At 61.6% G+C, this 26500-nt stretch carries 24 protein-coding genes; 7 read left to right on the forward strand and 17 right to left on the reverse strand.

Annotated elements, in window-relative coordinates:
* Positions 1 to 214: 214 nt before the first annotated feature.
* The 4 genes from B0919_RS17935 to B0919_RS17950 all read right to left on the reverse strand — a co-directional run bounded on the left by B0919_RS17935 (position 215) and on the right by B0919_RS17950 (position 6799).
* Positions 215 to 2308: a helix-hairpin-helix domain-containing protein gene (locus B0919_RS17935; RefSeq protein WP_254846607.1), complete on the reverse strand. Its 2094-nt coding sequence runs from the start codon at positions 2306 to 2308 to the stop codon at positions 215 to 217.
* 65 nt (positions 2309 to 2373) lie between these two features.
* Positions 2374 to 3228 carry a hypothetical protein gene (locus B0919_RS17940; protein ID WP_078013667.1) on the reverse strand — a complete coding sequence of 285 codons (855 nt, stop codon included), beginning with the start codon at positions 3226 to 3228 and terminating at the stop codon, positions 2374 to 2376.
* 78 nt (positions 3229 to 3306) lie between these two features.
* On the reverse strand, positions 3307 to 4413 hold the full coding sequence (locus B0919_RS17945) for a DUF4357 domain-containing protein (RefSeq protein WP_139362228.1): 1107 nt from the start codon (positions 4411 to 4413) through the stop codon (positions 3307 to 3309).
* A gap of 103 nt (positions 4414 to 4516) precedes the next feature.
* Positions 4517 to 6799, reverse strand: a complete 2283-nt coding sequence (locus tag B0919_RS17950; protein WP_078013669.1) for a S46 family peptidase — start codon at positions 6797 to 6799, stop codon at positions 4517 to 4519.
* A gap of 135 nt (positions 6800 to 6934) precedes the next feature.
* On the opposite strand from B0919_RS17950, the gene yidD reads away from it, so the two are divergent.
* From yidD to fbaA, 3 genes are all read left to right on the forward strand, one after another.
* A complete protein-coding gene (gene yidD / locus B0919_RS17955) occupies positions 6935 to 7162 on the forward strand; it encodes a membrane protein insertion efficiency factor YidD (protein WP_078013670.1) in 228 nt (75 codons plus the stop codon).
* A 107-nt stretch (positions 7163 to 7269) separates the two neighbouring features.
* A complete protein-coding gene (locus B0919_RS17960; protein ID WP_139362229.1) occupies positions 7270 to 8163 on the forward strand; it encodes a hypothetical protein in 894 nt (297 codons plus the stop codon).
* A 133-nt stretch (positions 8164 to 8296) separates the two neighbouring features.
* A complete protein-coding gene (gene fbaA / locus B0919_RS17965; protein ID WP_078013672.1) occupies positions 8297 to 9382 on the forward strand; it encodes a class II fructose-bisphosphate aldolase in 1086 nt (361 codons plus the stop codon).
* Positions 9383 to 9502: 120 nt separating this feature from the next.
* Here the strand turns inward: fbaA and lgt are convergent, their stop codons facing one another.
* From lgt to B0919_RS18005, 8 genes are all read right to left on the reverse strand, one after another.
* A complete protein-coding gene (lgt, locus tag B0919_RS17970; RefSeq protein WP_078013673.1) occupies positions 9503 to 10489 on the reverse strand; it encodes a prolipoprotein diacylglyceryl transferase in 987 nt (328 codons plus the stop codon).
* A gap of 126 nt (positions 10490 to 10615) precedes the next feature.
* Positions 10616 to 10924: a hypothetical protein gene (locus B0919_RS17975; protein ID WP_078013674.1), complete on the reverse strand. Its 309-nt coding sequence runs from the start codon at positions 10922 to 10924 to the stop codon at positions 10616 to 10618.
* On the reverse strand, positions 10917 to 11549 hold the full coding sequence (locus B0919_RS17980; protein WP_078013793.1) for an RNA polymerase sigma factor: 633 nt from the start codon (positions 11547 to 11549) through the stop codon (positions 10917 to 10919). Before B0919_RS17980 ends, B0919_RS17975 begins: the two co-directional genes overlap by 8 nt.
* Before the next feature lie 198 nt (positions 11550 to 11747).
* On the reverse strand, positions 11748 to 13730 hold the full coding sequence (gene nadE / locus B0919_RS17985; RefSeq protein WP_078013675.1) for an NAD(+) synthase: 1983 nt from the start codon (positions 13728 to 13730) through the stop codon (positions 11748 to 11750).
* Between the two features lie 127 nt (positions 13731 to 13857).
* Positions 13858 to 14406 carry a hypothetical protein gene (locus B0919_RS17990; RefSeq protein WP_139362230.1) on the reverse strand — a complete coding sequence of 183 codons (549 nt, stop codon included), beginning with the start codon at positions 14404 to 14406 and terminating at the stop codon, positions 13858 to 13860.
* A gap of 266 nt (positions 14407 to 14672) precedes the next feature.
* A complete protein-coding gene (rnc, locus tag B0919_RS17995) occupies positions 14673 to 15422 on the reverse strand; it encodes a ribonuclease III (protein WP_078013677.1) in 750 nt (249 codons plus the stop codon).
* 210 nt (positions 15423 to 15632) lie between these two features.
* Entirely contained in the window at positions 15633 to 16883 is a 1251-nt protein-coding gene (gene fabF / locus B0919_RS18000) for a beta-ketoacyl-ACP synthase II (protein ID WP_078013678.1), read from the reverse strand.
* Positions 16884 to 16975: 92 nt separating this feature from the next.
* On the reverse strand, positions 16976 to 17212 hold the full coding sequence (locus B0919_RS18005; RefSeq protein WP_059067513.1) for an acyl carrier protein: 237 nt from the start codon (positions 17210 to 17212) through the stop codon (positions 16976 to 16978).
* A 153-nt stretch (positions 17213 to 17365) separates the two neighbouring features.
* Here B0919_RS18005 and B0919_RS18010 point away from each other — a divergent pair, with 153 nt between their 5' ends.
* Entirely contained in the window at positions 17366 to 17794 is a 429-nt protein-coding gene (locus B0919_RS18010; protein WP_078013679.1) for an IPExxxVDY family protein, read from the forward strand.
* A gap of 310 nt (positions 17795 to 18104) precedes the next feature.
* Entirely contained in the window at positions 18105 to 19544 is a 1440-nt protein-coding gene (pyk, locus tag B0919_RS18015; protein WP_078013680.1) for a pyruvate kinase, read from the forward strand.
* 290 nt (positions 19545 to 19834) lie between these two features.
* Here pyk and rpsT read toward each other — a convergent pair whose 3' ends face one another.
* Positions 19835 to 20092: a 30S ribosomal protein S20 gene (gene rpsT / locus B0919_RS18020; protein ID WP_078013681.1), complete on the reverse strand. Its 258-nt coding sequence runs from the start codon at positions 20090 to 20092 to the stop codon at positions 19835 to 19837.
* A 149-nt stretch (positions 20093 to 20241) separates the two neighbouring features.
* Positions 20242 to 20952 carry a DUF4142 domain-containing protein gene (locus B0919_RS18025; RefSeq protein ID WP_078013682.1) on the reverse strand — a complete coding sequence of 237 codons (711 nt, stop codon included), beginning with the start codon at positions 20950 to 20952 and terminating at the stop codon, positions 20242 to 20244.
* A 274-nt stretch (positions 20953 to 21226) separates the two neighbouring features.
* Between B0919_RS18025 and B0919_RS18030 the strand changes: the two genes are divergently transcribed.
* A complete protein-coding gene (locus B0919_RS18030; protein ID WP_078013683.1) occupies positions 21227 to 22210 on the forward strand; it encodes a YheT family hydrolase in 984 nt (327 codons plus the stop codon).
* 71 nt (positions 22211 to 22281) lie between these two features.
* On the opposite strand, the gene rsmG is transcribed toward B0919_RS18030, so the two are convergent.
* From rsmG to B0919_RS18045, 3 genes are all read right to left on the reverse strand, one after another.
* A complete protein-coding gene (gene rsmG / locus B0919_RS18035) occupies positions 22282 to 22941 on the reverse strand; it encodes a 16S rRNA (guanine(527)-N(7))-methyltransferase RsmG (RefSeq protein ID WP_078013684.1) in 660 nt (219 codons plus the stop codon).
* 347 nt (positions 22942 to 23288) lie between these two features.
* Entirely contained in the window at positions 23289 to 23912 is a 624-nt protein-coding gene (locus tag B0919_RS18040) for an RNA polymerase sigma factor (protein WP_078013685.1), read from the reverse strand.
* Positions 23903 to 25042 carry a glycosyltransferase gene (locus B0919_RS18045; RefSeq protein WP_176133114.1) on the reverse strand — a complete coding sequence of 380 codons (1140 nt, stop codon included), beginning with the start codon at positions 25040 to 25042 and terminating at the stop codon, positions 23903 to 23905. Before B0919_RS18045 ends, B0919_RS18040 begins: the two co-directional genes overlap by 10 nt.
* Before the next feature lie 253 nt (positions 25043 to 25295).
* Here B0919_RS18045 and tgt point away from each other — a divergent pair, with 253 nt between their 5' ends.
* Entirely contained in the window at positions 25296 to 26426 is a 1131-nt protein-coding gene (gene tgt, locus B0919_RS18050) for a tRNA guanosine(34) transglycosylase Tgt (protein WP_078013687.1), read from the forward strand.
* The last annotated feature ends 74 nt before the right edge of the window (positions 26427 to 26500 follow it).

Consider the following 26500-nt stretch of genomic DNA (forward strand, 5'->3'; position numbering starts at 1 on the left):
TGGGGAGCGGCCTTTTTTATTGGAGCTTGTGGCTCGGAGCATTTGCCATCGTATTAGCAATTGGAGCCTTTTATCACCTTACTCCTGTCCTGAAACTACTGGGGCTGGGTTAGTGCTGCTGATAAGTAACGGACTGAAGCTACTGCTCTGCGGAACGCTGGGCCCGTATGTAAGCATCAATTCGCCCTTCCACGCTACACCAAAAGCGGCCCACTCACAGCGCCACGCGCAGCTGCGCTTTCACGTCGGATCGTTTGGGTCCCTGGATTTCCTCCAGGCCGGAGCCGACAGTTTTCTGGTCGCGGTAGTGCGTGGTGGCGTAGCGCAGCCACAGCGTCAGGCGGCGGTTGATTTTGTACTCGGCCAGGGCGTAGTAACGGGTGCCGCGGCCGTAGAGAGCCGGAATGGAAAAGGCGTAGAGTACATCCTGCTCGTAGGCGTACTGGCGCGTGTCGTAGTCGTCGGTGTCGAAGAGGGCGTAGCGGCCGGTGAGGCGCAGGCGCGACAGAGGCTGCACCGTCACGTCCTGAGCCAGTAGGTAGCCGGTACGTACGGGGCCGCGGTCTTCGCGGTAGCGCACGCCCTGTAGGCGGGTGCGCAGGCTCAGGGCCGGGGTGGGGCTGGTGTCATAGAACAGCAGCAAGGAGCGGCGCATCACCGGCATGGGTTCGGGCACGGGGCGCACCCCATCGGCATCGTACTCCTTCAGGCGGGTGCGGATCTGGGCGTAGATCTGGCTGGTTTTGGTGGGCGAAAACGCCACCCGCAGCAACCAGTCGTAGCCACGCGAGGGGCCGCCCACCTGGTAGCGCAGCCACGGGAAGCTGAACTGGTCGTAGTAGGCCGACAGTTCCCAGCGCGAAATGGGCCGCACCTTCAGGCCCAGGTACAAGCCATTTTCGTTGATGTTGCGCGTGTTTTCGCTCAGCGCATTGCCGTAGAGCGTGTGGAAGTTCCGGTCGTAGTGGCGGTAGAGTACGGAGGCGTCCACATCGGTGCCGAGGCTGGCAATGAGGCCGTTGACGGTACCCAGGCCGCCGCTGCTGCTGCGCGCGGTTTCTCCGAACAAGCTCACGTTGCGCCAGCCGTAGCCATAGTGCGCGCCCACGGCTAAGTTGTGCCGCCCGCTAAACTCGTACAGGTTGTACGGCTCGGAACGGCGCTGCAGGGGCTTGTCGAAGCTGGTGTTGACGGCGGTCAGGCCTACGTTCAGCCGGCCGGAACCGGGCGCAAAAGTCAGGTCGCCGCCGGTCACTATCTCGCGCAGGCTGTGGCGGTTGCCGAGCTCGGAAGGCGTGCGGTGAAAGCCGGTGATGATGAGGCCCGAAGCGAAGTCATCGAACTGCCGCAGCGAATCGGCGCTGCCGGACTGAAGTGTGGCGTCGATGTGCTTGAGCGAGGCAAAGCCCGTCAGCTTCAGGGCCGGTGCCACGGCCACCGTAGCCGCCGCCCCGCGAAAAAACGCGGTTTCCAGCACCGACGCATACGGCCGCACGCCCACGTTGGAGCGGCGTAGCGTGGTGATGGTTTCGGCCCCTTTGCCCACCTGCAGCCCCGAGGACAGCAGCAAGCCCTGGCCGAACTGCAGCTGATAGTCGCCTACGATGACGGACTTGAGCCGGCCGCGGTCGAACAACCCGAAGTGCGCCGAGTAGTAATCGAAGCCGTAACGATTGTTATTCGGGTTCCAGGCAAACTGCTCGCCGGCGTCCTTTTCGGCCGCGAAACCCACCGAAAAGTCACGGGCGTGGCTGGTGCGGAAGCGCACGAGCAACTTGTCGGGCGAGCCAAGGTAATGGGAGGGCAAATCACCGCTGCTGTTGGGGGTGACGGGCGCGTAACCTTTGCGCTGCTGCAGTACCCGCTCGTAGCGCAGAAACAGCGCGTTGTTGTCTTCCTGCCAGATGCGGCGCCACAGCGGCCCGCGCGCGGCGTTGGGGTCGGTGTTGCCCACCGTCACGAAAGGGGCCACGCGGTAAATCGTGCGCAGATCGAAGCCGCGGATGGTTTGCAGCTCGTAGAGCGTGAGCAACGAGCCATTGAGCTGCCGGTGCTCCAGCAGCGCCGTAATCTGCGGCTCGGAGAGCAGCAGCAGGCTGCCCAGCTCTTCGCGGCTGGCCGTGTTCAGGTTCAGCGGCGTCTGCAGCAGCTGCAGCAGGGTTTCGTAGAGGTCCTCGTAGGGCACCTGGTCGCTCTGCGGTTCGGCAAACAGCTCCTGCACGAGCTTGTCGAGGTCGGGCCGGGGGCGCGGGTACTCCTGCACCTGCGCGTGGGCGGCGCCGGTGAGCAGCAGAGCGGCCGTCAGCAAGACGGCAGGGCGGGGGCGGGCTCCTCTCCCACCGCTCCGCCGCATAGCGAAGTCGAAGCGGCGCATCATGGCTGGTCGGTGGGCTGCGGTTGGGCTTTGGCTTCGAGGCGCAGGTTCACGCTCAGGTGCTGGCTCAGGCCAAGGGCATTGTGCCAGCCGGCGGCGTAGTTCAGATGCAAACGGCCGAAGTGTAAGCCGGCGCCGCCTGTTACCTGCTCCGAAAGCGTGGCTACGCCGGCGCGCAACGTCAGTGCCTCGAGGACCTGGTATTCGAGCCCGGCCTTGAAGTCGGCGTCCAGCTCCACGTCCTTTTCGGTTTCAACCACCAGCAGCACTTTGCTCGTGGGGCGGTAGCTCAGGCCAGCCTTGAGCACGGTGGGCACCCGCTCGTTCTGGTAGTCGGCCAGCTTGGCTTGGTTGAGGTTGTAGAGGTAGGCGCCAAAGGTCAGTTTCTGCGGAATCACCTCGGCCTGCCCGCCCAGCGACAAAGCAGCCGTGCGCCGGCTGCCCAACCCTTCGATGCTGACCTGCAGCACGTCGGCGCGGGCGCCGATGCTCACCAGGCCCAGCCGGTAGCCATAGCCCAGGCCCACGCGCTGCTCGCTGTAAAGCTTGCCGCCGAAGCGTTGCAGCTCTACTCCTACCACCCCGTGCGGGGCGGCCTTGGCACTAGTGCCATCGGCAATGCGCCCGAGCGGCAGCGCTGCCGCCAGCGAGGCGTTATTCAGCTCGCGGATCAGGTATTGGTTGTTGGCGTATACGCCCACTTCCGGGCGCGTGAGCTGCCCCAGCCCGGCCACGTTATTGCCGATGCTCCACACGTCACTAAGGGTGACGGAGGCGTTGCCGAGGCCGGCAGCACGGCCGCCGCGTACGCCGGGGCCGTTGCCCTGGGCGTGAGCGGCGGTGCTAAGAACCAAAAAAGAGAATCCTAATGCAGTGTAAAGTTTAATCATAGGCGCAGGCTAATCGGCACAAGTTAACTGGTCAGTAACGGATTAGCTAGTAACATAGTCGCCTAATATTTTGCCGTTGGCATCTTTCCAGAAGGTACGCCCATTAGCTGAATAACCGCATATTACCGCTCCTGCCTGCGTGGCGTTATCAAACGCCACCGGCTGCATAAACCGTAAGACATTTCCATCAGAGACTAAAATGCCATCTTCTATAAGCTTTTGGCGTAAGGCCGCGTAACCTTTAGAAAGAGAGGCAGTAGCCTTTAAAGCAGCAGTAGAGCCCGAAGCAACAATTAGCTGAGTGCGTTGTGGGTCTGACCATTGTGCCGTGGCCGTTATATCGCCACGCCATAGCTTCAAGTAGAATACCGGCTGCTGACTATTCTTATTTCCCTCTACCCTAGGGGTATCGTCCTTATTAGGGCTAGCTGGTTTCGCGATGGGCTCTACACTTCCAACCGGTTTCGGCAAAGCATCCCCGGCCAGGAAAGCCACGGCCTCAGCCCGTGTCACCACCAGTCCTTTGGCCGCCAGCAGTGCTACAAGTGCATCGGGCAAGGACGGAAATGGCGGTTGCGTAATGCGTTTTTCAGCTTCGGGCAACAGGTCTTTCATCACGCGTTCCTTGCGCGAGAGCAGCAGGTAGCTTTCGGCGGCGTGGCGGGCCGCTCCGCTCATAATGGCTTCCCGAGCCAGAAAGCGCTGCATTGCTTCTGCGGCTTCGGTCAGGTCATCCTGCACTAAATCGAGGCGAGCGAACAGCTTCTGCGCGAATTCGCCCGCAGTCAGCGCGTAGTAGAAACGCCAGTGCTGGCCATCGGTGATGATGGTAAACAGCGCCGAATGGTTGCGGTTGTAGTCGCGGAGCTGCCGCTCCACCTTCGCCAGGTCGTCGCCAATGCGGCCCACGTTTTTGCACTCAATAAAAATGGTGTCGCCGGCGAAATTGTGGGCAAACAGCGCCACGTCGACCCGAGTATTATCCTCCAGTTCGGTGGCTTTAAACTCGGTATAGACTTCCGTAGGGCTCCAGATATTCCAGCCCAGTTCCTGCACCACACGTGCTACCAAGGATAAGCGTACGTGCTCTTCGTTTTTGTATTCACCGTTCAGCAGCCGCTGACGAATATCCTGTAGGGTGTCCAGCATAAGGTAGAAAAGCTGAAAGTTCACGGATTATGTTCAGCCCACCAAAAAAGCCCCGATACCTATCGGCACCGGGGCTTTTTGCATTCAGGGCAGCAAAGCAGGCTTATATGGTTGCTGCTTCTTTGCCCTTTTTCTTGGTCTTGACCTTTATCTTTTGCGTTTTGCCGTCGACCTCGTTCGGGGCCGACACGGTGCTGGCGTTCGGGTTCGGGCCGTTGTCCACGATGGTCATTTCATCGACGATGTGCTTGGCGCCGCCGAGCTTCTCGATGCACCAGAGCACGTAGCGGATGTCGGCGTTGATGCATCGCTTCAGCTCCGGGTCGTAGGCTAGGTCGCCGGTCATGGCTTCCCAGTTGCCGTCGAAGGCCAGACCGATCAGCTCGCCGCGACCGTTGATGACCGGGGAGCCGGAGTTGCCGCCGGTGATGTCGTTGTCGGTGATGAAGGCCACGTGCAGCGTGCCGTCTTTGTCGGCGAAGCGGCCGTAGTCCTTGCCCGTCAGCAACTGCTCTTCCTTCTGCGGCACCACAAACTCGGGGTTGGAGTTGTCCTGCTTTTCCAGAATACCCTGCGCGGTGGTGTAGTACTGGTAGTTTACCGCGTCGCGGCCCTTGTAGGCCCGCACCGTGCCGTAGCTCAGGCGAATGGTGGAGTTGGCGTCGGGCGAGTACACTTTCTGGGTGTTTTTCTCGCGCAACGCGGCCACGTACAGGCGGTTGGCGCGCATCAGGCTGGCCTGCAGCCCCTGCATTTTGGGCAGGATGTTCTGCAGGTAGTTGGTGTATATCGAGTAGTAGGTTTTGAAGCCGGGGTCGGCCTCCAGCTTGGCCTGCGTCGGGGCGGCCAGGAAGGCATCAACTTTCGCCTTCGAGGTCAGGAAGGAGTTGGCAAAAACGTAGTCGGCGTACTTCTGCATCGAGCCGCCGTACTGCTTCTGCACGGTCTGGAACACCTCGGGCAGCTGCTCCTTGGGCACGTCCTGCATGTAGAGGTTCATGAGCGCAGCGAAGACCTTTTTGTCGGTAGCGGCGCTGTAGTCCTTGAAGTGCTCTTCTACCGGCGCCTTCAGGTCCTCGGCAGCTTTCCGGGCGGCGGCCGGGTCGGGGGCTACCGGCCCGGTGCCTTTAAAGGCCATGTAGATGGGCAGCATGCGGGCGGCCAGCGTCACGATTTCGGTACCGAAGGCGGCTTCGTTCACGTACTGGCTGCTCAGGTTGTACTCGCGCAGCCCGGCGTAAGCCTGGTTGATGTCGTTGAGCACGGTGCCGTACTGCTCGGTGCGCGTGGCGTCGGCGGCAATCCACTGGGCCAGCGCAGCCTCTTCGGCTTTCTTCTGGTCCACGGTCTTCAGGCGCTTCATGCCCTCGTTCTGGCCGATGTAGTACTTCCAGTAGTTGGCAATGTTGGCGTACTTCGAGGAATAGGCCAGGCGCAGGGCAGGGTCGCGGTCCATGTCCTCTTTCCACAGCTTCAGGCGGGTGTCGCGCAGCTTGATGCGGGCGGGGTTGCTCTGCTCCAGCGTCATCTGCAGGCCGGCGGCGGGCAGGAAGCGCTGCGTACGGCCGGGGAAACCGAACACCATGGCGAAGTCGCCTTCGTTGATGCCCTGCAGGCTAACGGGCAGGTGCTTTTTGGGCACGTAGGGCTGGTTGTCGGCCGCGTAGCTAGCGGTGGGCTTGTTGTTTTTGTCGGCGTACACCCGGAACATGGAGAAGTCGCCAGTATGGCGGGGCCACATCCAGTTATCCGTGTCGCCGCCGAACTTGCCTACGGCCTCGGGCGGCGCGCCCACCAAGCGCACGTCGCCGAAGCGCTGGTACACAAACAGGTAGTACTCGTTGCCACCGAAAAAGTCGCGCACGTAGGCCACGTACTGGCCGTTTTCCTTGGCCGCGTTGCCCAGCTCGCGCTGCCGCTGCTGGATGGTGGCAGCGCGGGTGAGTTCGGGCGTCTGGGGCGTGATGCCTTCGAGCACCTTGCCCGTCACGTCCTCCATGCGCACCAGGATATCCACGAACAGGCCGGGGTTCTGCAGCTCGTCCTGCTTGGTAGCGGCAAAGAAGCCGTTCTGCAGGATGTTGTTCTGCGTGGTGCTGTGGCTCTGGATGGCGTCGTAGCCGCAGTGGTGGTTGGTGAGCAGCAGGCCCTGCTTGGAGACGAATTCGCCGGTGCAGAAGCCGCCGAGCTGCACCACGGCGTCCTTCAGGGAAGCGTTGTTGACGTCGTAGATTTCCTCAGCGGTGAGCTTGAGGCCTTTTTTCTGCATGTCGGCCTGGTTGAGCCGCTTCACGAGCAGCGGGAGCCACATGCCTTCGTCGGCGCGGGCCGCCACGGGCAGCAGCAGCGCCAGCAGCAGGCCGCATAGCCAAGTGCGTTTGAGCATCGAATGGGAAAAATAAGTGAGTGAATCGGCAGAACTTGCCAGCGGCAACGCCGAACCAAACTTACAAAGGCCGGCGTTGTTTGCCTAACACTCGTTCGGCTCCTGGCCGTTCGCCCGCTTCCACTTCCCGCTGCCGTGTCCGCGCTGTTCAAGTACTTTTTTCTGGCCCTGATGTGGGTGTACCGCCACCTGATTTCGCCGCTCAAGCCCGCCACTTGCCGCTACCAGCCCACGTGCTCGGCCTACGCCACCGAGGCGCTGCGGCGGCACGGCCCCTGGCGCGGCGGCTGGCTGGCGCTGCGCCGCATCGGCCGCTGCCATCCGTGGGGCGGCTTCGGCTACGACCCGGTGCCGGAAAAGTAGCCTCTTATCAGCAGCCCGTTACCTAGCCCGCCACATCTTCCGTATACACCCCTACCTCCCCGACCGCCACCGGCGGCCGGGCTTTTTTTCACGGAAGCATTTGCGTTATGAATCGATTATATGCAGGCCTGTTGAGCTTGCTCATGCTGACTTCGGCGGCCTGCTCCGAGGCCCAGAACGACGGCGGCAAAAAAGGTGGTGGCAAAAAGGGCGGCAAGAAAAGCGGTAAAACGTCGGCAATGGACCCCATTGCGGGTCTTACCAAGCTCGGCACCCTGCCCTCCGAAGTTCCCGAAAGCTCGGGCCTGGCCAAAGGCCCGGAGACGGGCACCTACTATACCCACGGCGACCACGGCAACACGCCCACCTTGTATCTGGTGCGCGAAAACGGCGAGCTGGTGCGCCGCATCGAGGTGCCGGGCATTTCGCAGCAGGACTGGGAGTCCTTGGCGCAGGACAACGCGGGCAACCTCTACATCGGCGACTGCGGCAACAACGCCAACGACCGCCGCGACCTGACCATCTACCGGCTCAACCCGAACGCGCCGGGGCAAGTCGGCCAAATCAAGTTTCGCTACCCCGACCAGCAGGCGTTTCCGCCCGATAAGCAGGAGCGCAATTTCGACGTGGAAGCTACTCTCTGGCACGATGGGCAGCTGTACCTCTTCACCCGCAACCGCGCCCGCGGCAAGGTGTGCAAGATTTATACCCTGCAAGCCAACGGCCCGGCGCAGCAAACGGCCAAGCTGCTGGGCACGCTGACGCTGCCCGGTGAGGTTACCGGCGCCGACCTCAGCCCCGATGGCCGGCGCCTGGCCCTGATGGGGCGCGAGCAGATGTTCCTCTGCGACGTGCCGGGCCAGGACCTGACCAAGGCCCAGCCGCGCACCGTCGAGCTGCCGGGCGCCGGCCAGACGGAAGGCGTGGTCTTCAACGACAACAACACGCTCACCATCAGCACCGAGCAAGGCGTACTGTACCGCTACGAGTTGGGCAACTAACGCGTCAGCCTCCTTCTAAAGCGCGGCGAACGACTCCGGGTTCCTAAGTTCATTGGGACCGGCACCGTCCGCCGCTTACTTTTGTTTATCCCTTGACCCCGCAGCCGCCCCGGCTGCTTTTTCCATTCTCAGTATGAGCAGCACTGCCGTTTCCACTTTGCGCGCCGGCGTCCTTTTCGGCGACGAGGTACAACAACTGTTTGACTACGCCAAGGAGCAGGGCTTCGCCCTGCCCGCCGTCAACGTCACCGGCACCGACACCGTGAACGGCGTGCTCGAGGCCGCCCGCGAGCTGAACTCGCCCGTCATCATTCAGTTCTCCAACGGCGGCGCCCAGTTCTTCGCCGGCAAGGGCGTACCGAACGACAAGCAGCAGGCCAGCATTGCCGGCGCCATTTCGGGCGCCCAGCACGTGCACCTGATGGCCGAGCTCTACAACGTGCCCGTCATCCTGCACACCGACCACGCCGCCAAAAAACTGCTGCCGTGGATCGATGGCCTGCTCGAAGCCGGCGAAAAGCACTTTGCCCAGTACGGCCGCCCGCTGTTCTCCTCGCACATGATTGACCTCTCCGAGGAGCCCATCGAGGAGAACATCGAAATCTGCAAGGAGTACTTGGCGCGCATGGACAAAATTGGCATGACGCTGGAAATCGAGCTGGGCGTGACCGGCGGCGAGGAAGACGGCGTCGACAACTCCGACGTGGATTCGGCCCGCCTCTACACCCAGCCCTCGGAAGTAGCCTACGCCTACGAGGAACTGCTGAAGGTGAGCCCGCGCTTCACCATCGCCGCTGCGTTCGGCAACGTGCACGGCGTGTACAAGCCCGGCAACGTGAAGCTGCAGCCCGTCATCCTCAAGAACTCGCAGGAGTACGTGAAGGAGAAGTACAACCTGACGGAGGAGCGTCCCATCAACTTCGTGTTCCACGGCGGCTCGGGCTCGTCGCAGGAGGAAATCCGCGAGGCCATTAGCTACGGTGCCATCAAGATGAACATCGACACCGACCTGCAGTGGGCGTTCTGGGACGGCATCAAGAACTTCTACCAGAAGAACGAAGCCTACCTGCAGGGCCAGATCGGCAACCCCACCGGCGAAGACGCCCCGAATAAGAAGTATTACGACCCGCGCGTGTGGCTGCGCGAAGGCGAAAAGACCTTCGTAACGCGCCTGAAGCAGGCCTTCGAAGACCTGAACGCCGTGAATCGTCGCCCCTAGTTTTTGAGACACTAGTATGGAGAAGTGAGAGGTGAGACGCGGTTCAGCCTCATTTATTCTTATATCTCCATACTCACTTCCAACAAAAAGCCCGCTGGACACGTCCAGCGGGCTTTTTGTTTAGCGCTTCTGCGTTTGTACCGACAGCGGCTTCGGCGGCTCGGCGTCCGTCAGGTCGCGGGGGGCGTCCTGCGGGGTGCCGGGGCGGTTACGGGCAGTAAACAGCACCCACAGCCCTACCAGCACCAGCGGAATGCTCAGGATCTGGCCCATATTCAGCGCCATACCCTTCTCAAAATCTACCTGGTCTTCCTTCACGAACTCCACCAGGAAGCGGAAGGAGAAGAGCAGCACCACGAACAGGCCAAACAAGAGGCCGCGCGGCGTATTTTCCTTGTAGCGGCTCCAGAGGCGGTAGAGCAGCACAAACAGGAAGACGCAGAACAGCGACTCGTAAATCTGCGAGGGGTGACGGGGCACGGCCATCAGCGTGCCGGCGCCTACCGGCGTATTGATATCGACCGGGCGCACCACGTCGCCCGAGGCGTCGCGGCTGCGCTCTACCAGCACGGCACCGGACGGCAGCGGGCGCGTGGCCGGCTCCAACTTTTCGGCGTCGCGCACGAACACGAAGCCCCAGGGCTGCTGCGTGGGCAGGCCCACGATTTCCGAGTTCATCAGGTTACCCAGGCGGATCAGCGCGCCGCCTACGGCTACTACCAGCACGATGCGGTCGAGTACCCAGAGGTAGTCAAACTTGTTGTTGCGGCTAAACAGCCAGGTGGCCAGCAGAATGCCGAGCGTGGCGCCGTGGCTGGCCAAACCGCCGTGCCAGATCTTCAGGATTTCGCCTGGGTTGTTGCGGTACGACTCCCAATCGTAGAAAAACACGTGGCCCAGGCGGGCGCCCAGCACCGTGCCGATGAGCATGTACACGGTAATCACGTCGACCCAGTGCGGCGATACCCGCTCCGATTTGTAGACGTGCGAGAGGATAAACGAGCCGATGATAAAGCCCGAAGCGAAGAGCAGGCCGTACCAGCGCAGCGTCAGCGGGCCGATTTCGGCGATGATGGGCGAAACGTCCCAGGTAATAAAAGCGAGCATAGGCAGCGAGCTTAACGAAGATGCGGGGAAGGGCTCAAAGGTACTCAGACATTTGGCGGCGTAGGTATTTGTCGATGCGGCGAGCCGGCACCAGTCTGGCAGGCAGTTATTGGTGGCAAGGGGCCGTTAGCGCGTGGGCAGCGCCGGCTGCGGGCCATCAGTGGGGCTCTCATAGGGCGTAGTGCGGCCCGCCGAAGGCAGGGAAGCCCCGTCGCCGCTCAGGGCCAGCACCAGCATTCCGGACATGGCCAAGTAAGCGGGCCAGCGCAGCCAGGTCGGCAGCCAAGCTGGTTTTTCGGACGTGGCGTCGACGAGCCGGGCGTATACCCGGTTGTAGAAGAAAGGCCGCGGCTGGGCGGCGGATTGGGCCCGCCACTGGCGCAGCAGATCTTCCCATTCCTCGTCGGCGCCGGAATATTTAGCGGGGTCAGGCATGGGGCAAAGGGGCTTGAAGGTGTTTGCGGAGCGTTTGGCGGGCCCGAAACAGCAAGGATTCCACGGCTGGCACCGTAGTATTCAGCACGGCCGCTATTTCCTCGTAGCTTAATTCCTGCTCGTGGCGCAGCGTAAAAGCAACTTGCTGCTGATCGGGCAAGCGGGCCACTTGCTCGAGCAGCAACCGTAGCTGCTGCTGCCCCTCCAACTGCGCCTGCGGGTGAGCATGGTCAGGCGGGTCGTGCAGCACGTGGTTGTCGAAGCCCAGCAGGCTGGTGAAGGAAGCAAAGCGCTTTTTGGCGCGAGCCCACCGGCGGTGCTTCAGGGCCCGCGAGGTAGCCAGCCGGTAAAGCCAAGTGCTCAGGGCTGCGTCGCCCCGAAACCGGCCAACGGTTTGGTACACCTCCACAAAGACTTCCTGAGCCACATCTTCCGCTTCTTCCCGGGAGTGTAGCAGCGCCAGCACCGTGCGATAAACCCGGTTCTGGTATCGTTCGACCAAAGTGCGAAACGCCTGCTCGCGGCCCTGCTGCAGCTGCGCTACCAGCTCGGCATCGGCCGATGCGGCGGGGCGTGGAGCATCCGCCAAGGGCTCGGAGACAACGGACAATAAAAGCGTGTGCACCACGGAGGCAGAAGCTGAAGAAAGGAAAGTACCCGCTCCGTTTTCGGGCGTTGCCTCGAAGACCAACGGTATACATCGGCTTAGGCCCAATCAGCGCTTAAAACTTGCGCTACTGACCTCACTCCACTTGCAGACACCTGACTTACAAGGCAATAATTTCAAACCACCTCCTGACCGCTGATGCAAACGCTCAGGTGCCTACAGCGCACCCAGCTCCGCCGCGAAGCCGCCGCTCAGGATGGGGAAGCGCAGCCAGGAGCGCGGGTCGAGGTTGTAGTCGTCGAGGTGGAACGAGGGCGCGTACCGCTCGCGCTTCCACTGGTTGCGGCTCCAGAGCGAATAGAAGCGCTTGACGTAGGTTTTGAGCAGCTCCGGGTCGATATCCGCGTTCAACTCACCTTCCAGCTGGGTGAGCACCTGCTGCGGGCTCAGCCGCTCGTAGAAAGCCAGCCGCTCGATGCGGTTCAGCAGCGGGTAGGGCATCAGGTCCCGCTCGTCGGTCTGCTTGTCCTCCAGCGGCCGCAGCTCGGCGGTGGGCGCCAGGTTGTTGACGCGGTGCAGCCCGTAGTAGCCCAGTTCGGCTTCGGCCCACACCAGCCACTGCTTCACGAAAGCCTTATCCACGCCGGCGATGGGCGAAATGGAGCCGGCCGTGTCGCCGTCCATGGTGCAGTAGCCCACGGCGGCCTCCGAGCGGTTGGAAGTAGTGATGAGCAGGCAGTTGAGCACGTTGGCCAGCATCCAGATGCTGGGGGCGCGCACCCGGGCCTGAATATTTTGCAGCGTGAGGTCGTCGGTTTTCCAGCTCAGCTCCCGGCCCAGCGCGTGCTCGATCTTGCCGGTGTAGCCCTTCACTTCCTGGTCGATGTCCCAGCTGAAGAATACCGCGCCGATGTTGTCGGCCACGTCCTTGGCCGAGAGGTAGGTATCGTCGGAGGAATTGACGGTGCCCTGGTAGGCACAGGTGAGCAGGCGGCGGGTGAGCTGCTGATTCAACGTCATCTTTTCGCTGCCGGTGGTCTGCATAGCCGAGTGCGACACGGCCTGGGACCGGCCCCCGGTATCCGAAGCCGATTCGGGCCCTACCAGCGGGGCGCCGGGCAGCTGCGCGTACTCCACCGCGAAGCGGATTTCATCTTCGGTAAACGTGCCGACTTTGCGCATAAAGGCTTCGGCGCCCAGTTCCAGCACGCCCAGGCGCACCAGCTCGGCCACGCCCACGGCGCACATGCAGGAGTCGGCGCCACCCGAAAGGCTGAGCACGAAACCCTTGCTGCGGGCCTTGCGCAGGTAGTCGAACAGGGCCAGGCTTAGCGCCTGATTTAGCTCGCGGTACTCGTCGGGCGTGGGCAGCGGGGTGATGTCCGCCGCGACGGGCGGCTCCACGGCGAAGTCCACGTCGGCAAACTCCAGGTCCACGTCCTTGAAGCTCAGCAGCTGGTTGCGCGTGATGAGCTGCCCGTTGCGGGCAATGAGGATTTCGCCGTCGTAGGTGATGCGGCCGGCTTCGTTGCCGAGCAGGTTGGCGTAGAGGTAAGTCACCTGATAGTCGCGCGAGGCCTTGAGCACCAGCTGGTAGCGCACATCGGTCTTGCTCATGGCGAAGTGCGAGGCCGAGGGGTTTACAATCAGCTGCACGCCGCGGGGCTTGAGGCGGCCGGCGGGGCGGTCGGAGGCGGGGCGCCACGCGTCTTCGCAGATTTCAAAGCCAAACCGTACGCCCTGGTGCTCAAATACCAGGTCGCCAATGGTGTATTCTTCGCCGTTGAAGGTGAATGTGGCCGTGGTGCCGGGCCGCCACGAAGTGAAGAAGCGTGGCTCGTAGTGCACGCCGTCGTTGGCCATAAACTGCTTGGCCGCGAACCCTAGAATCTCTTGGTTGCGGATGACGCAGGCCGTGTTGTAGGTCTGCCCGTTGAGACGCACCGGCAGGCCCACGCACACCACCATGTTGGGATCGGTGCAGCACTGGCGCACCTGCTGCAGGTGCAGCAGGGCGGTTTCGCTCAGCCAGTCGTGCAGGAACAAGTCCTCGCAGCCGTAGCCCGTCAGGCAGAGCTCGGGCAGGCACAGCAGCTCTACGTCAGCATCTTGGGCCAACTGAATGGCCTCGCAGATGTTGCGCAGGTTGTTTTGCCAGTCAATGGGAGTTTGGTTCAGGGCAGCGCCGGCGAGTCGCATAAGCTGGGAGCAGGAGGTTGAAAATCGTCCTGCAAATAACTCTAAATGGCCGAGTCGGGTTGTGTACGCGCCCAAACGGCCGCCCAGTACCTGCCTGAGCAGCCGTCTTGAGGGCTGCTCAGGCGCTTTAAATGCGGTAGCGCAGGCCCAAAGTCAGCGTTTCCAGCAGCCCATACACATTGTTATACAGCGCATGCGTGCGCCCCGTGGGCTGGATGTTTTTGTTCAGCAGCACGTCGGCGGCCACTTCCGTTCGGCGGCTGGCTCCGAGGCCCAGGCGGGCGCCCACGCCCAGATTCGCTGCCAGCCCCAGGCCCTTTGCCAGCCCGGCATACTCGCCGCTGGGTTGCCCGTCGATAACCTGCGTGTTGCGGAAATGGTCGCGCGACACGGCCACTACCACGCCACCCACGGCATCGATCTGCAAGCGCCGCGTGGAGTGCCGCGTCAGCGTGTAGCGGGCCCGCAACGGCACGGAGGCCCTCCACCGCCTGGAATCGTAGCGGTAGTCCACCTGTTTGCCGTCGGTGGTGAAGAGCGTAGCGGAGGAGTTGGACTGGTCGCGCCAGTAGCTCGCGCCGGCTTCCACGCTCCAGCGCGGCCGCAGCTGGTAGCCGGCACTCAGCAGCAGCGGCCCGAAGGTCTCGATGCCCCGCCCCCGTTGGTCGTAGCGCATCACGTAAGTCTGCTTCGCCGCCTGCAAGCCGATGGTCCTAGCGGTGCCGCACCGAATCGGCGGCTACAGGCGCAGCAACTACTGCGTCCTGATTCATTGACAGGTTGGCTCCCGCCAGCGCTGTCGCTATGATAATGAGATTCAAAGCAAGTAAGGAATGAAGAGAAACAATAAAACAGGAAGGCCCGGAAGCATTAGCTTCCGGGCCTGAAGCGTACTACGCCGGCGTGGCATTGCTTGCCCGCACGCCAACTATTTTACTTTCCTTACACGCCCAGGGCCGCCAAGGCCCGCTCAGCCGCCTGCTGCTCAGCCTGCTTTTTCGACAGGCCCATGCCCGTGGCCACGGCTTCCTCGTCGATCAGCACTGTGGCGGAAAACTCCATCACGCCGCCCTGCCGCTGCTCTCCGTTCAGCTCGTAGCGCACGGCCTTGCCCTGCCGTTGCGCCCACTCGATGAGTTTGCTTTTGAAGTTGGCCGTGGTCGAGGTCAGGGCCTTTACATCAACGTAGGGCCGGATGAGCCGCTTGAGCACGAACTGCCGGGCCGCTTCGTAGCCGTGGTCGAGGTACACCGCGCCCACCAGCGCCTCCAGCGCGTTGCCGTTGACGGAGCGCGAACGGGCTGAACGGCTCTGCCCCGGGTCCAGCTGCACCAGCGCGTCCAGCCCCAGCTTCAGGGCCAGCTGGTTCATGCTTTCCCGGTTCACGATGCGCGAGCGGATTTCCGTCAGAAAGCCCTCCGGCTCGTAGGGGTACTTCAAAAACAGGTACTCGGCCACCACCGCGCCGAGCACGGCGTCGCCCAGAAACTCCAGCCGCTCATTGGAGAGGTGGCGCGTCTGGCCCTGCTGCCGTACCAGCGAGGCGTGCGTAAAAGCCAGCCGGTACAGGCGCACGTTGTCCGGCGCCCGGCCCGTCACGGAGGCAATGGCCTGCCGAAACTGCCGGTCGTGGCCCAGCAGGCGGCGAAAAATTCCGAACAACGGTAACGTGCGCCTGCCGCGGTAAGGCATAAGCGAAAGGGTTAGTGAAATCTGAACGTGAACCAGCGTGAGCGGTTCCGTTGCCTAAAAAGCGTCATGCTGAGCCCCGCGAGGCCTCTCCCGGACAACGAAGCGGAAGAGAGGCCTCGCGGGGCTCAGCATGACAATACGCGTAGCGGGCAGTACGGTCGGACTCAGCATGACGTTCTTGGTTCATCAGCTGGCCCGGCGTGCCCATTGTTAGTCGCGAAACTTCCCGAACACCACCGACGTGTTGTGCCCGCCGAAGCCGAAGGTGTTGCTCAGAGCAATGTTTACCTCGCGCTGCTGGGCCTGGTTGAACGTGAAGTTCAGCCGTGCGTCCAGCTCCGGGTCATCGGTAAAGTGGTTGATGGTCGGGGGCACCACGCCGTGCTGAATGGCCAGGATGCTCGCCAGCGCCTCGATACCGCCCGCGCCGCCGAGCAGGTGCCCGGTCATCGACTTGGTGGAGCTGATGTTCAGGCGGTAGGCTTCGTCGCCGAATACCTTCTGAATGGCCTTTACCTCGGCCCCGTCGCCCAGCGGGGTGCTGGTGCCGTGGGTGTTGATGTAGTCCACGTCGGCCGCCGTGATGCCGGCGTCGCGCAGCGCGTTCTGCATCACCAGTACCACGCCGTTGCCGTCGGGGTCGGGCGCCGTGATGTGGTAGGCGTCGGACGACAGACCGCCGCCGAGCAGCTCGGCGTAGATCTTGGCGCCGCGGGCCTTGGCGTGCTCGTACTCTTCCAGGATCAAGGCGCCGGCGCCTTCACCCAGCACAAACCCGTCGCGGTCCTTGTCGTAGGGGCGCGAGGCCAGCTCGGGCGCGTCGTTTCGCTCGCTCATGGCCTTGATGGCGTTAAAACCACCCACGCCGGCTTCGGTAATGGCGGCTTCGGAGCCCCCGGTCACCATCACATCGGCCATATTCAGGCGGATGTAGTTGAAGGCGGCGATGATGGAGTCCGACGACGAGGCGCAGGCCGACGTCGTGACGAAGTTCGGGCCGCGGAAGCCGTGCTTGATGCTGATGTTGCCCGACGAGGAGTCGGCAATCATCTTCGGAATGAAGAAAGGATTGAAGCGCGGGGTACCGTCGCCGCGGCCGAAGGCAATGCACTCCTCCTGGAAGGTACGCAGTCCGCCGATGCCCGAGCCCCAGATAACGCCTACGCGGTCCTTGTTCACGCCCTCCTGCAGACCCGCGTCGGCAATGGCCTGGTCGCTGGCGATGAGAGCGAACTGCGTGAACAGGTCCATTTTGCGGCCTTCCTTGCGTTCGAAGTAGTCGTCGGGGTTGTAGCCCTTCACTTCGCAGGCAAAGCGGGTTTTGAACTTGCTGGCGTCGAACCGGGTGATGGGGGCAGCCCCGCTCACGCCACGCGACAAACCGTCCCAGTATTCGGCAACCGTCTTGCCGAGCGGGGTAATGGCTCCGAGACCAGTAACAACAACTCTCCGTAACGCCATAAAGGGAATGCGAAGGGGAAAAGGGGAAAAGAAAAACGGCCGGCACGAGCCGGCCGGCAAAGCGGTGGTGCTTTAGCTAAGGTATTCGTGCCTTATTTGGCGTGCTCTTCGAGGTAAGCAATGGCCTGGCCCACGGTGCCGATGTTCTCAGCCTGATCGTCGGGGATGCTTACGTTGAACTCTTTTTCGAACTCCATGATGAGCTCAACCGTGTCCAGCGAGTCAGCGCCGAGGTCGTTGGTGAAGCTGGCCTCCGGGGTCACTTCCGACGGCTCTACGCCCAGCTTGTCAACGATAATGCTTTTTACTTTTTCTGCGATTTCAGACATTTCCGTGGGGTTTAAAGAAAACTCGGGCACAAATAACACCATCTTCCTCAACATTATCAAACCGGACGGTAGCATTTGCCCCGCCCGGGGCGCTGGTTTCGCCCCCGCAAGTGCGTAGTTTTACGGCCATTGGACCTGATTCTGTGCTGCGCTATGAAAACCCTGACCCTCGACTGCGACTACGATTGTGACTTCGACCTGTTCGGCGTGGTGTCGTCGAGCCGGGACCATAAGCTGGCCTGGACGCTGAACCGCGCCCTGCGCCTGCGCCTGATCAAGCAGCAAGACATCATCTACGACCTGCTCACCCGCGGACGCCTGGTTATCAGCAACTACCTGCACGCCACCGAAACGGCCACGCTGCGCCTGCTGCGCAACCGCTCGGTAGACCCCTCAGTGCTGAAAAAGCCATTTCTGGCGCCGGATATCAAGGAGTACGACTACCTGATTCAGGTGCAGAACGGCACCGGCGCCCTCGATGCCGACGAACTGCTCACCCAGCTTTCGGCCCTGCCGGAGGTGCAGTACGCCTGTCGTTTCGACCCGAATACCCTTAAGTTCAAAGAAAACTTGCTCTTTTAGGGCCGCAAACCCGCTTACCCGCTTTCTTCCTCCCGGATTAGCCGAAGGATCTTACTCCGCCCCAAGCGACGCTCCCACCGTCACTGCAGGCGCCGGCAAGGAACCTCGTCCGAACAGATAGTGGCCTGTCCCGTAGGCCTCTTCAGCTGTTGGTACCCACGAGTGGCCTTAGCTTGCGCCTTGTGTGCTGGCATCGAGCGCGCCGTTTTGGCGTCGTAAGGTCCTTCGGCTGCGCCTCGGCGAACCGCATAAAAAAACTCCGCAACTAATTTCGCCTTTCCCAAGCTCGCAGTACAGTCCCCATCAATACATGGAAAACCGCCCCCATTTCAACAAGACCAAAATCGTGGCCACCGTCGGGCCGGCCTCCAATACCTACGAAAAGCTGGGTATGCTCATCCGCGAGGGCGTGGATGTGTTCCGCCTGAATTTCTCCCACGGTGAGCACGAAGAGCACCTGAAAGTCATCAACCTGGTGCGCCGCCTCAACAAGGACCTGCGCACGCACGTGGGCCTGCTGCAGGACCTGCAAGGCCCCAAAATCCGCCTCGGCGAAGTGGAAGGCGGTTCGTTTGAAATCAAAGCCGGCGAGCAAATCCTGCTGGTGTGCGGCGAGAAGGAAATCAGCCGCCCCGGCCGCATCAGCACCATCTACCTGGGCCTGGCGCGCGACGTGAAGGCCGGCGACATGGTTCTCATCGACGATGGCAAAATCGAGCTGCGCGTGCTGGCCACCGACCGCGAGAAGGAAGTGCAGTGCGAGGTGATTTACGGCGGGCTGGTGAAGCCGCGCAAGGGCATCAACCTGCCGGACTCGGACGTATCGGCCCCGTCGATGACCGAAAAAGACATTGAGGATCTGCGGTTCGGCCTGGAAAACGACGTGGACTGGATTGCGCTGTCCTTTGCCCGCCGCGGCGAAGACATCCGCTTCATCAAGCAGATCATTGCCGAAAGCGGCAAGCACGCCAAGGTGGTGGCCAAGATCGAGACGCCCGAGGGCCTGAAGAACCTCGACGACATCATCGCCCTGACCGATGCGGTGATGGTGGCCCGCGGCGACCTGGGCGTGGAGGTGAAGATGGAAGAGGTGCCGATGGCGCAGAAGATGATCATCGAGAAGTGCAACAAGGCCGGCAAGCCGGTGATTGTGGCCACGCAGATGATGGAAAGCATGATTACGGCGCCGCGCCCCACGCGCGCTGAAACCAGCGACGTGGCCAACGCCGTGCTCGACGGGGCCGACGCCGTGATGCTCTCCGCCGAAACTGCCGTGGGCGCTTACCCTGCGGAGGTGATTCGCTCGATGGTAGGTACCATCATGAGCGTGGAGACGCGCCGCGAGTCGCTGTATCACCACTGGTTCCCCATCACGCCGGAGTCGCCCTCGTTCATGGTCGACAGCGTGCTGTCGGCGGCCTGCCACATGGCCAAGAACACCGGCGCCAAAGCCATTACCGGCATGACGCACCGCGGTTACACGGCGTTCCAGATTGCCAAGTACCGCCCCAAGGCCAGCATTTTCATCTTCACCGACAACCGGGACCTGCTCACCACGCTCAGCCTCATCTGGGGCGTGCGCGGCTTCTACTACGATCGGATGGTGAGCACCGACGGCTCCGTGGCCGACATCAAGTATATCCTCACCACCACCGGCCACCTGGCCAAGGGCGACGTGTTCATCAACACGGCCTCCATGCCCATCGGTGAGAAGGGTAAGACCAACATGATTAAGCTGAGCGTGGTGTAATCCACTACCTCAGGCTAAAAAAGGCCGCTCCTGATTCGACAGGAGCGGCCTTTTTTCGTTCGGGCGTCATGTCGAGCTTGTTGAAGCATCTCGCGTGCTGACATTAGAGAGCAATCAGTATGACAGAAGGATTACTATCCACCATCAGCACGCGAGATGCCTTGGCTGCCCTCGACATGACGTTCTGTTACGTGTTCGACACGCCAGCAAAGCGGCAGGCCTACAACGCGCGAAGGCCCCGCGCAACCTGCGCGGGGCCTTCGTCAAGAACTCGACGGACTCCTGACTGCTTAGGCAGCCAGCGAGTTTACGTGCTTGGCCAGGCTGGACTTGTTGTTGGCAGCCTTGTTCTTGTGGATGATGTTCTTCTTAGCCAGACGGTCCAGCATCGACGATACTTTCTTCAGCAGCTCTTGAGCTTCCGTAGCGTCGGTGGTAGCGCGCAGCTTCTTAACGGCCGTGCGGGTCGATTTGGCCTGGTAACGGTTCAACACGCGCTTGGCTTCGTTCGAGCGGATGCGCTTCAGAGCCGACTTATGATTTGCCATGATGCGAAAAGCGGAAAAAACAGAGGTTCTGTCGAGGTTCTAGTCAATTGGGTTGGCAAAGGTAATAATTCTCAGCGACGTTGCCAAGCCCATTTAAGAAAAGCCTACTTCTGCTGCCGCAGGAACGACCTAACCGGCGCCCTCAGGAGTTAATCAACTTTGTCCTCAATCTTATTGGCCATGGTTTCGTGCGCACGGAGCATGGGCAGCGTTTTGGTGGCAAACGTCTGTACAGTGGGCGTCTGAGCACCTTTGCTCTTTACTTCAAACATGGCTACGTCCATCTTGTGGGCCGTTTCCATAGCGTCCATGTAAGCTTCGTCGAATTGCTTACCGGATTTGTTCATCACTTTGTCCATCATGGCCTGGTGCACCGGCATCAGCGTGGTGGGCATCACCACACCCATGGGCGTGGCCACGTTCTTCCAGTCCTGCGTGGCTTTGCCGTGGTGGTCCACCATCATCTGCCCAAACTTCTTTACATCGGCGTTGGTGGATTTCTGGGTGGCCATCTGCCCCATCTGGATTTCCAGCATGTTGCTGCTGGCCGCGGTGAGCATGAAAGTGGGGTCATCCATGGTAGCGAAGGTGCCCATGAAAGCGGTCATGTCGGATGCGCCGCTGGCGCCCGTGGCACTGGCCGCAGAGGTGACGCTTTGGTTGTCGCCGGCTGCGGATACATTGGTACCCTGCCCGCCGGGGTTGCTGCTGGTGCCCGAAGTCATGTCAGTGCCCGCGGACGAAGCATCGGTCATGGAGCTGCCACCGGTGCTGGCGCCGGTAGTGGAAGTGGAAGAGCTGCTACAGGCGCAGGTAAACATCAGGGCGGCAGCAGCTAAGTAGTACGTGGGGGTTTTCATCCTTTTTGCAAGGTTTTGTGGAACATCAACCCGGATTGTACGCCCATACCAGCTCAATAGTTTACAACAAATATTTGTTTTGTTATAATAGACGAGCTTACTCGTATGATGTCATCCTATCTGCATCGGGCATACGCGGACTCCGGCAACTTCCCGGCTGCTGCTGGGGTTGATGGTAATGAATCTTCTGGTAGCTGTCATAATAGTATGCATGCCGAAAGATTTGCTTATATTCCTTGGTCCTACCGAGGTTCATCGCCTAGCCGCCCACGCCATGCCGCTCATTGCCGACTCCCGCTATCGGCCGCCCTTTTACCTGTTCAACGGCCACCTGCAAACCATCGTGCCCAGCCTGCTGCGCGAGGTGCCCGATGTGCAGTACCAGCGCCAACGCGTGGAAACGCCCGACGGGGATTTTCTGGATCTAGACTGGACGCGCACCGAGCACGTGACCGATACGCTCGGCATCATCTCGCACGGACTGGAGGGCGACGCCGGCCGTCCCTACGTGCGCGGCATGGCCCGGGCCCTGAACCAAGCCGGCATCGACGCGCTGGCCTGGAACTACCGCAGCTGTAGCGGCGAGCCGAACCGCCTGCTACGCGCCTACCACCTCGGCGACACCGATGACCTGCACTTTGTGGTGCAGCAGGCCGTGGCTACCGGCCGCTACCGCCGCGTGTTCATGACGGGCTTTTCGGCGGGCGGCAACATGACCTTGAAGTACCTCGGCGAAGACGTGCCCCGCGTGCCGCCGCAGGTGGAGCGCGCCGCCGTGTTTTCGGTGCCCACGGATCTGAAGGCGGGCTCAATGCACATCTCACGGCTAGAAAACCGCATCTACCTGAACCGCTTCCTGAAGACGCTGCGGGCGAAAATCCGGCAGAAGGCAGAGCTGCTACCCGGCCAACTGGACCTGGCGGGCCTGGAAGAACTCAGCGACTTTCCGCAGTTCGACGACCGGTACACTGCGCCGCTGCACGGCTTCAAATCGGCCGACGAGTACTACGAGCGCAGCAGCTCCGGCCGCTATCTGGACGGCATCCGCATCCCGACGCTCATCGTCAACGCACAAAACGACCCATTTTTGCCCCCGACGTGCTTTCCGCGTGCGGCGGCTGAGCGCAGCCCTTACGTGTTTCTGGAAACGCCCGAGGCGGGCGGCCATGTGGGCTTTGCCGAAGGCCTGCCCTCCGATGGGCAGTACTACTCTGAGCGGCGGGCCGTGGAATTTCTGATGGCGCAGGTACCGGCTTAAACAGCTTATTGCCACGAAGCACAACGGCCCCGCACTTCACTGTGCGGGGCCGTTGTGCTTCGTGGCCAAGGCTACACGTTGTTGGTGCGTTTGCCGCGGGCCAGCGCTTTGTTGGCCGGCACGAAAACCACCTTTTTCGTCTCGAAGAACTCCTCGCTGAAAAAGTCGCTGAGGTTGGTAACGGTGGCTACCAGCCCCGATTCTTCGAGTTCCTCGGTCAGGTCGCCGCCCTTCAGGTAATACAGGCCGTGGGTTTCGCTGGCCGCGGCGGTGTTGGTGTAGCGCTGAGCAATCCAGGGGTGAAAGTTGGCCAGGCGCGTCACGGCGCGGCTCACCACGAAGTCGAACTTAGGGCGCACCTGCTCGGCGCGGATCTGCTCGGCCGATACGTTGTGCAGCTTCAAAGCGTGGGCCATGTCCTGCACCGCCTTGATCTTTTTGCCAATGCTGTCGATGAGGTGAAACTCCACTTCCGGAAACAGGATGGCCAGGGGCAAGCCAGGCAGGCCGCCGCCGGTACCTACGTCGAGCACGGTGCTGCCGGCGGGGAACTGCACCACTTTGGCAATGCTGGCGGAGTGCAGAAAGTGGCGTTCGGCGAGGTTGTCGACGTCGGTGCGGGCAATGAGGTTGACGCGTTCGTTCCACTGGCGGAACTCGTGGTCGAGCTGCTGAAACTGCTCGCGCTGGCGGGGCGTGAGGTCGGGGAAGTAGCGGAAGAGGATTTCCATCGTGCAGGCAAAGGTACGCGATGCTGCGAACGACGGTAGCACCAGCCGCACTGGTCATGCTTGCAATCAACGGTCGCACCGGCAGTCATTGCGAGCGAAGCGCGGCAATCGTTCCCCCAGTACCCCCGCCGGCGCAATCCTTACTACTCGAAAATAGCCCCGCTCGAAACTTTGCATCTGGAGTTACGAGCAGGTCCGTCTTTTTAGTTGCTACCAGTTGGGCCGTTGTGCCGCGAGAGGAAGGATTGCTTCGCTCTGCTCGCAATGACAGCAGGGTGAACCGCTGCTGTCATAAACAACGCCGCCCCGCTGAAGCAGCGGGGCGGCGTTGGCAGAAAGCATCGGGCTTAGATGATTTCCTTTTTGTTCTTCACCATGTCGTAGAGCAGCTCACGGGCGCGGTGCAGTTGGGCTTTCACGGTGCCAAGCGGGGCTTTCAGCTCCTGGGCAATTTCCTCGTAGCTCAGCTCATCGAAGTAGCGCAGGGTGACGAGGCGCTGGTACTTATCGGGCAGCCGCGACACCACGTGCTGCATGATTTCGATTTTCTGGTTTTTGATGGCCGACTCCGCCGGGTTCAGGTTGTTGTCGCGGAAATCAATGGTGATTTCGTCGCCGTTGTCAATCTTGATGGCCGAGTCGATGGACATCGTCTTGATTTTATTCTTGCGAATAAAGTCAATGCAGTTGTTGGTGGCGATGCGGAACAGCCAGGTGCTGAAGGCGTACTCGGGGTTGAACTTGTGCAGGTTGCGGAAGGCCTTGGCGAAAGCCTCGATGGTGAGGTCTTCGGCGTCGTCGGGGTTGCGCACCATCTTCAACACCACGTGGTACACGGGTTTCTTGTAGATCTGCATCAGTTCGGCGTACGCTTTTTCGTCGCCCTTTTCCACGGCCGAACGAATAAGCTTGAAGTCGTGCTTGGCCTTGGCCGAGAACTGCTTCTGGAGGTCCTGATTATTTACTTCCATCGGGAGGGGTTACGGTAGAGCACTAACGAGGCTGTCAGGAGAGAGTAGGCAAAAAAATACCCCGCGTCCAATACCGGTATCAACCACAAAGGTTGCCGGTCGTGGAGGCGGCGGCTGGCCTGCGCGTACGTAGCAACGATAAGAGAGGTTCGGACGCCCCATACCGCCGCCAACGCTACCCATTCAGGCTCAGGCACTACGAATGCCGCCAGAGTTCCGAGATAAAATAAGCCGTTGGCTAAGATAAAGGTTCCAAGCCGAACTCGGTCGGCCGCGCGGTAACGGTTGCCCGCCGACAGGTGCCGCCGCTTCTGCCGCCACCACGCGCCCCAGGTTTCGGGTGCGTGGCTAACGGTTTGGGCTTCGGCCACCGTAACGACGCTGGCACGCCTGCCGAGTTGCACCGCATCCTGCACCAGCAGGTCGTCGTCGCCGCTGAGGCGGCGGATGTGCGAGGCAAAGCCCTTGGTGGCCTGAAAGGTCTGCTTGGTGTAGGCCAGGTTGCGGCCCACGCCCATGTAGGGCTGGCCGCGCTCGGCGAAGCTGAGGTACTGCAGGCCGGTGAGCAGCGTCTCGAAGCGCACGAGCCGGTTCAGAAAGCCGGGTGTTTCGGCGTAGGGGCTGTAGCCGAGTATTAAGTCGGCTCCCGTATCGAAGCCGCGGGCCATGTGGCGCAACCACTGATCCGAGGTGGGCTGGCAGTCGGCGTCGGTGAAGAGCAGGTACGGGTAGCGGGCTACCTTGATGCCGAGCGTGAGGGCGTATTTCTTGGGCGCAATGTTCTCGGGCGTGCTGCCGATGGTGACCAGGCGCACGTTGGGGTAGTACTGGGTGAGCTGCTGGGCAAACAGGCCGGTGTCGTCGCCGGAACGGTCGTCGATGAGCACGACTTCGAACGCGGCGTAGTCCTGCTGCAGCAGCTCGGGCATGAGGTAGCGCAGCTGCTCCAGGGCGTTGCGGGCGGCCACCACGATGGACACGGGCCGGGCTTTTTCCTGCTCGGGGTTGGGCTCCACGGCCTCGGGCACCCGGCGCAGGGCAAAGGGCCAGAAGTAATACGCGGCGTACACCAATTGCAGCAGCAGGCTGAGTACGAGCAGCCAGGAAACGGGCGAAAGGTGGACGGGCAAGGCGCGGAGGGGGTGATTCGGCCCGCAAAGGTAGAGGGCAGACGGGAGGGTAGCACTGGTGCGGGAAGAAATATGACCCCAACGGCCCACCGCCGTCATTGCTCCGTCGGGCCTCCTCGCAATGACAGCGGGGTGAACTGTAGCTTGCATTCATCAGCCGCCAAAGACTTTTGCGGGGTTATCTTTGCGGCTTGTTTGGCGGCCGGCGGCATACGCTTCATTCCGTGCTACTTCGGCCCCGCTTCTTTTCCCGATGACCTTCGACCTCGTCGCCAACGACCCGCAGAGCAAGGCCCGCGCCGGTGTGCTCACCACCGACCACGGCACCATTCAGACGCCCATTTTCATGCCCGTGGGCACCGCCGGCTCGGTAAAAGCCGTGCACCAGCGCGAACTAAAGGAGGACGTGCAGGCCCAGATCATCCTCGGCAACACCTACCACCTGTACCTGCGCCCCGGCCTCGACACGCTGCGCAAAGCCGGCGGCCTGCACAAGTTCAACGGCTGGGACCGGCCCATCCTGACGGACTCGGGCGGCTACCAGGTGTACTCCCTGTCGAACACGCGCAAGATCAAGGAGGAGGGGGTGAAGTTCCGCTCCCACATCGACGGCTCGCAGCACCTGTTTACGCCCGAGGGCGTGATGGACATTCAGCGCGTCATTGGGGCCGACATCATCATGGCCTTCGACGAGTGCACGCCCTGGCCCTGCGAGTACGACTACGCCCGCAAGTCCCTGGACATGACGCACCGCTGGCTGAAGCGCTGCATCCAGCGCATCGACGAGACGGAGCCGCTCTACGGCTACGAGCAGCAGCTATTCCCCATCGTGCAGGGCTCCACCTTTAAGGACCTGCGGGTAAAATCGGCGGAGTTCATTGCCGAGCAGGGCCGCGCCGGCAACGCCATCGGCGGGCTGAGCGTGGGCGAGCCGGCCGAGCTGATGTACGAAATGACGGAAATCTGCTGCGACATCCTGCCCAAGGACAAGCCGCGCTACCTGATGGGCGTGGGCACGCCGGCCAACATCCTGGAGAACATTGCCTTGGGCGTGGACATGTTCGACTGCGTGCTGCCCACCCGCAACGCCCGTAACGGCATGCTCTTCACTACGCAGGGCATCATCAACATCAAGAACAAGAAGTGGGAGCAGGACTTCTCCCCCATCGACGAAGAACTCGGCGGCTACGCCAGCACGTTCTACTCCAAGTCGTACGTGCGCCACCTGTTCCACGCCAGCGAGTACCTGGCGGGCATGGTGGCTTCGGTGCACAACCTGACCTTCTACCTGTGGCTGGTGCGCAACGCCCGGGAACAAATCCTGGCCGGCACCTTCCGGGAGTGGAAGGAGCGTATGGTCAAGCAGCTGATGGTACGGCTGTAGCATTATGGCCCGGCGTAGAGACGCATATTTGCGTCTCGTCGTTGAACGGCTTGCATTCCTACAGCATTAACAAC

The sequence above is a fragment of the Hymenobacter sp. CRA2 genome (genome assembly GCF_002007105.1).
Classification (GTDB): Bacteria; Bacteroidota; Bacteroidia; order Cytophagales; family Hymenobacteraceae; genus Solirubrum.

What these genes read in the sequence shown, in the direction of transcription:
- fabF (WP_078013678.1), bottom strand. Translation starts at nt 16,883, where the DNA reads ATGGCGTTACGGAGAGTTGTTGTTACTGGTCTCGGAGCCATTACCCCG.
- lgt (WP_078013673.1), bottom strand. Translation starts at nt 10,489, where the DNA reads ATGCTCGCTTTTATTACCTGGGACGTTTCGCCCATCATCGCCGAAATC.
- B0919_RS18005 (WP_059067513.1), bottom strand. Translation starts at nt 17,212, where the DNA reads ATGTCTGAAATCGCAGAAAAAGTAAAAAGCATTATCGTTGACAAGCTG.
- rsmG (WP_078013684.1), bottom strand. Translation starts at nt 22,941, where the DNA reads ATGGAAATCCTCTTCCGCTACTTCCCCGACCTCACGCCCCGCCAGCGC.
- rnc (WP_078013677.1), bottom strand. Translation starts at nt 15,422, where the DNA reads ATGCCTTACCGCGGCAGGCGCACGTTACCGTTGTTCGGAATTTTTCGC.
- B0919_RS17950 (WP_078013669.1), bottom strand. Translation starts at nt 6,799, where the DNA reads ATGCTCAAACGCACTTGGCTATGCGGCCTGCTGCTGGCGCTGCTGCTG.
- B0919_RS18025 (WP_078013682.1), bottom strand. Translation starts at nt 20,952, where the DNA reads ATGAAAACCCCCACGTACTACTTAGCTGCTGCCGCCCTGATGTTTACC.
- pyk (WP_078013680.1), top strand. Translation starts at nt 18,105, where the DNA reads ATGGAAAACCGCCCCCATTTCAACAAGACCAAAATCGTGGCCACCGTC.
- B0919_RS18040 (WP_078013685.1), bottom strand. Translation starts at nt 23,912, where the DNA reads ATGGAAGTAAATAATCAGGACCTCCAGAAGCAGTTCTCGGCCAAGGCC.
- B0919_RS18010 (WP_078013679.1), top strand. Translation starts at nt 17,366, where the DNA reads ATGAAAACCCTGACCCTCGACTGCGACTACGATTGTGACTTCGACCTG.
- tgt (WP_078013687.1), top strand. Translation starts at nt 25,296, where the DNA reads ATGACCTTCGACCTCGTCGCCAACGACCCGCAGAGCAAGGCCCGCGCC.
- nadE (WP_078013675.1), bottom strand. Translation starts at nt 13,730, where the DNA reads ATGCGACTCGCCGGCGCTGCCCTGAACCAAACTCCCATTGACTGGCAA.
- B0919_RS18030 (WP_078013683.1), top strand. Translation starts at nt 21,227, where the DNA reads ATGCCGCTCATTGCCGACTCCCGCTATCGGCCGCCCTTTTACCTGTTC.
- B0919_RS17960 (WP_139362229.1), top strand. Translation starts at nt 7,270, where the DNA reads ATGAATCGATTATATGCAGGCCTGTTGAGCTTGCTCATGCTGACTTCG.
- B0919_RS17990 (WP_139362230.1), bottom strand. Translation starts at nt 14,406, where the DNA reads ATGCGCTACGACCAACGGGGGCGGGGCATCGAGACCTTCGGGCCGCTG.
- B0919_RS17975 (WP_078013674.1), bottom strand. Translation starts at nt 10,924, where the DNA reads ATGCCTGACCCCGCTAAATATTCCGGCGCCGACGAGGAATGGGAAGAT.
- B0919_RS17945 (WP_139362228.1), bottom strand. Translation starts at nt 4,413, where the DNA reads ATGCTGGACACCCTACAGGATATTCGTCAGCGGCTGCTGAACGGTGAA.
- rpsT (WP_078013681.1), bottom strand. Translation starts at nt 20,092, where the DNA reads ATGGCAAATCATAAGTCGGCTCTGAAGCGCATCCGCTCGAACGAAGCC.
- fbaA (WP_078013672.1), top strand. Translation starts at nt 8,297, where the DNA reads ATGAGCAGCACTGCCGTTTCCACTTTGCGCGCCGGCGTCCTTTTCGGC.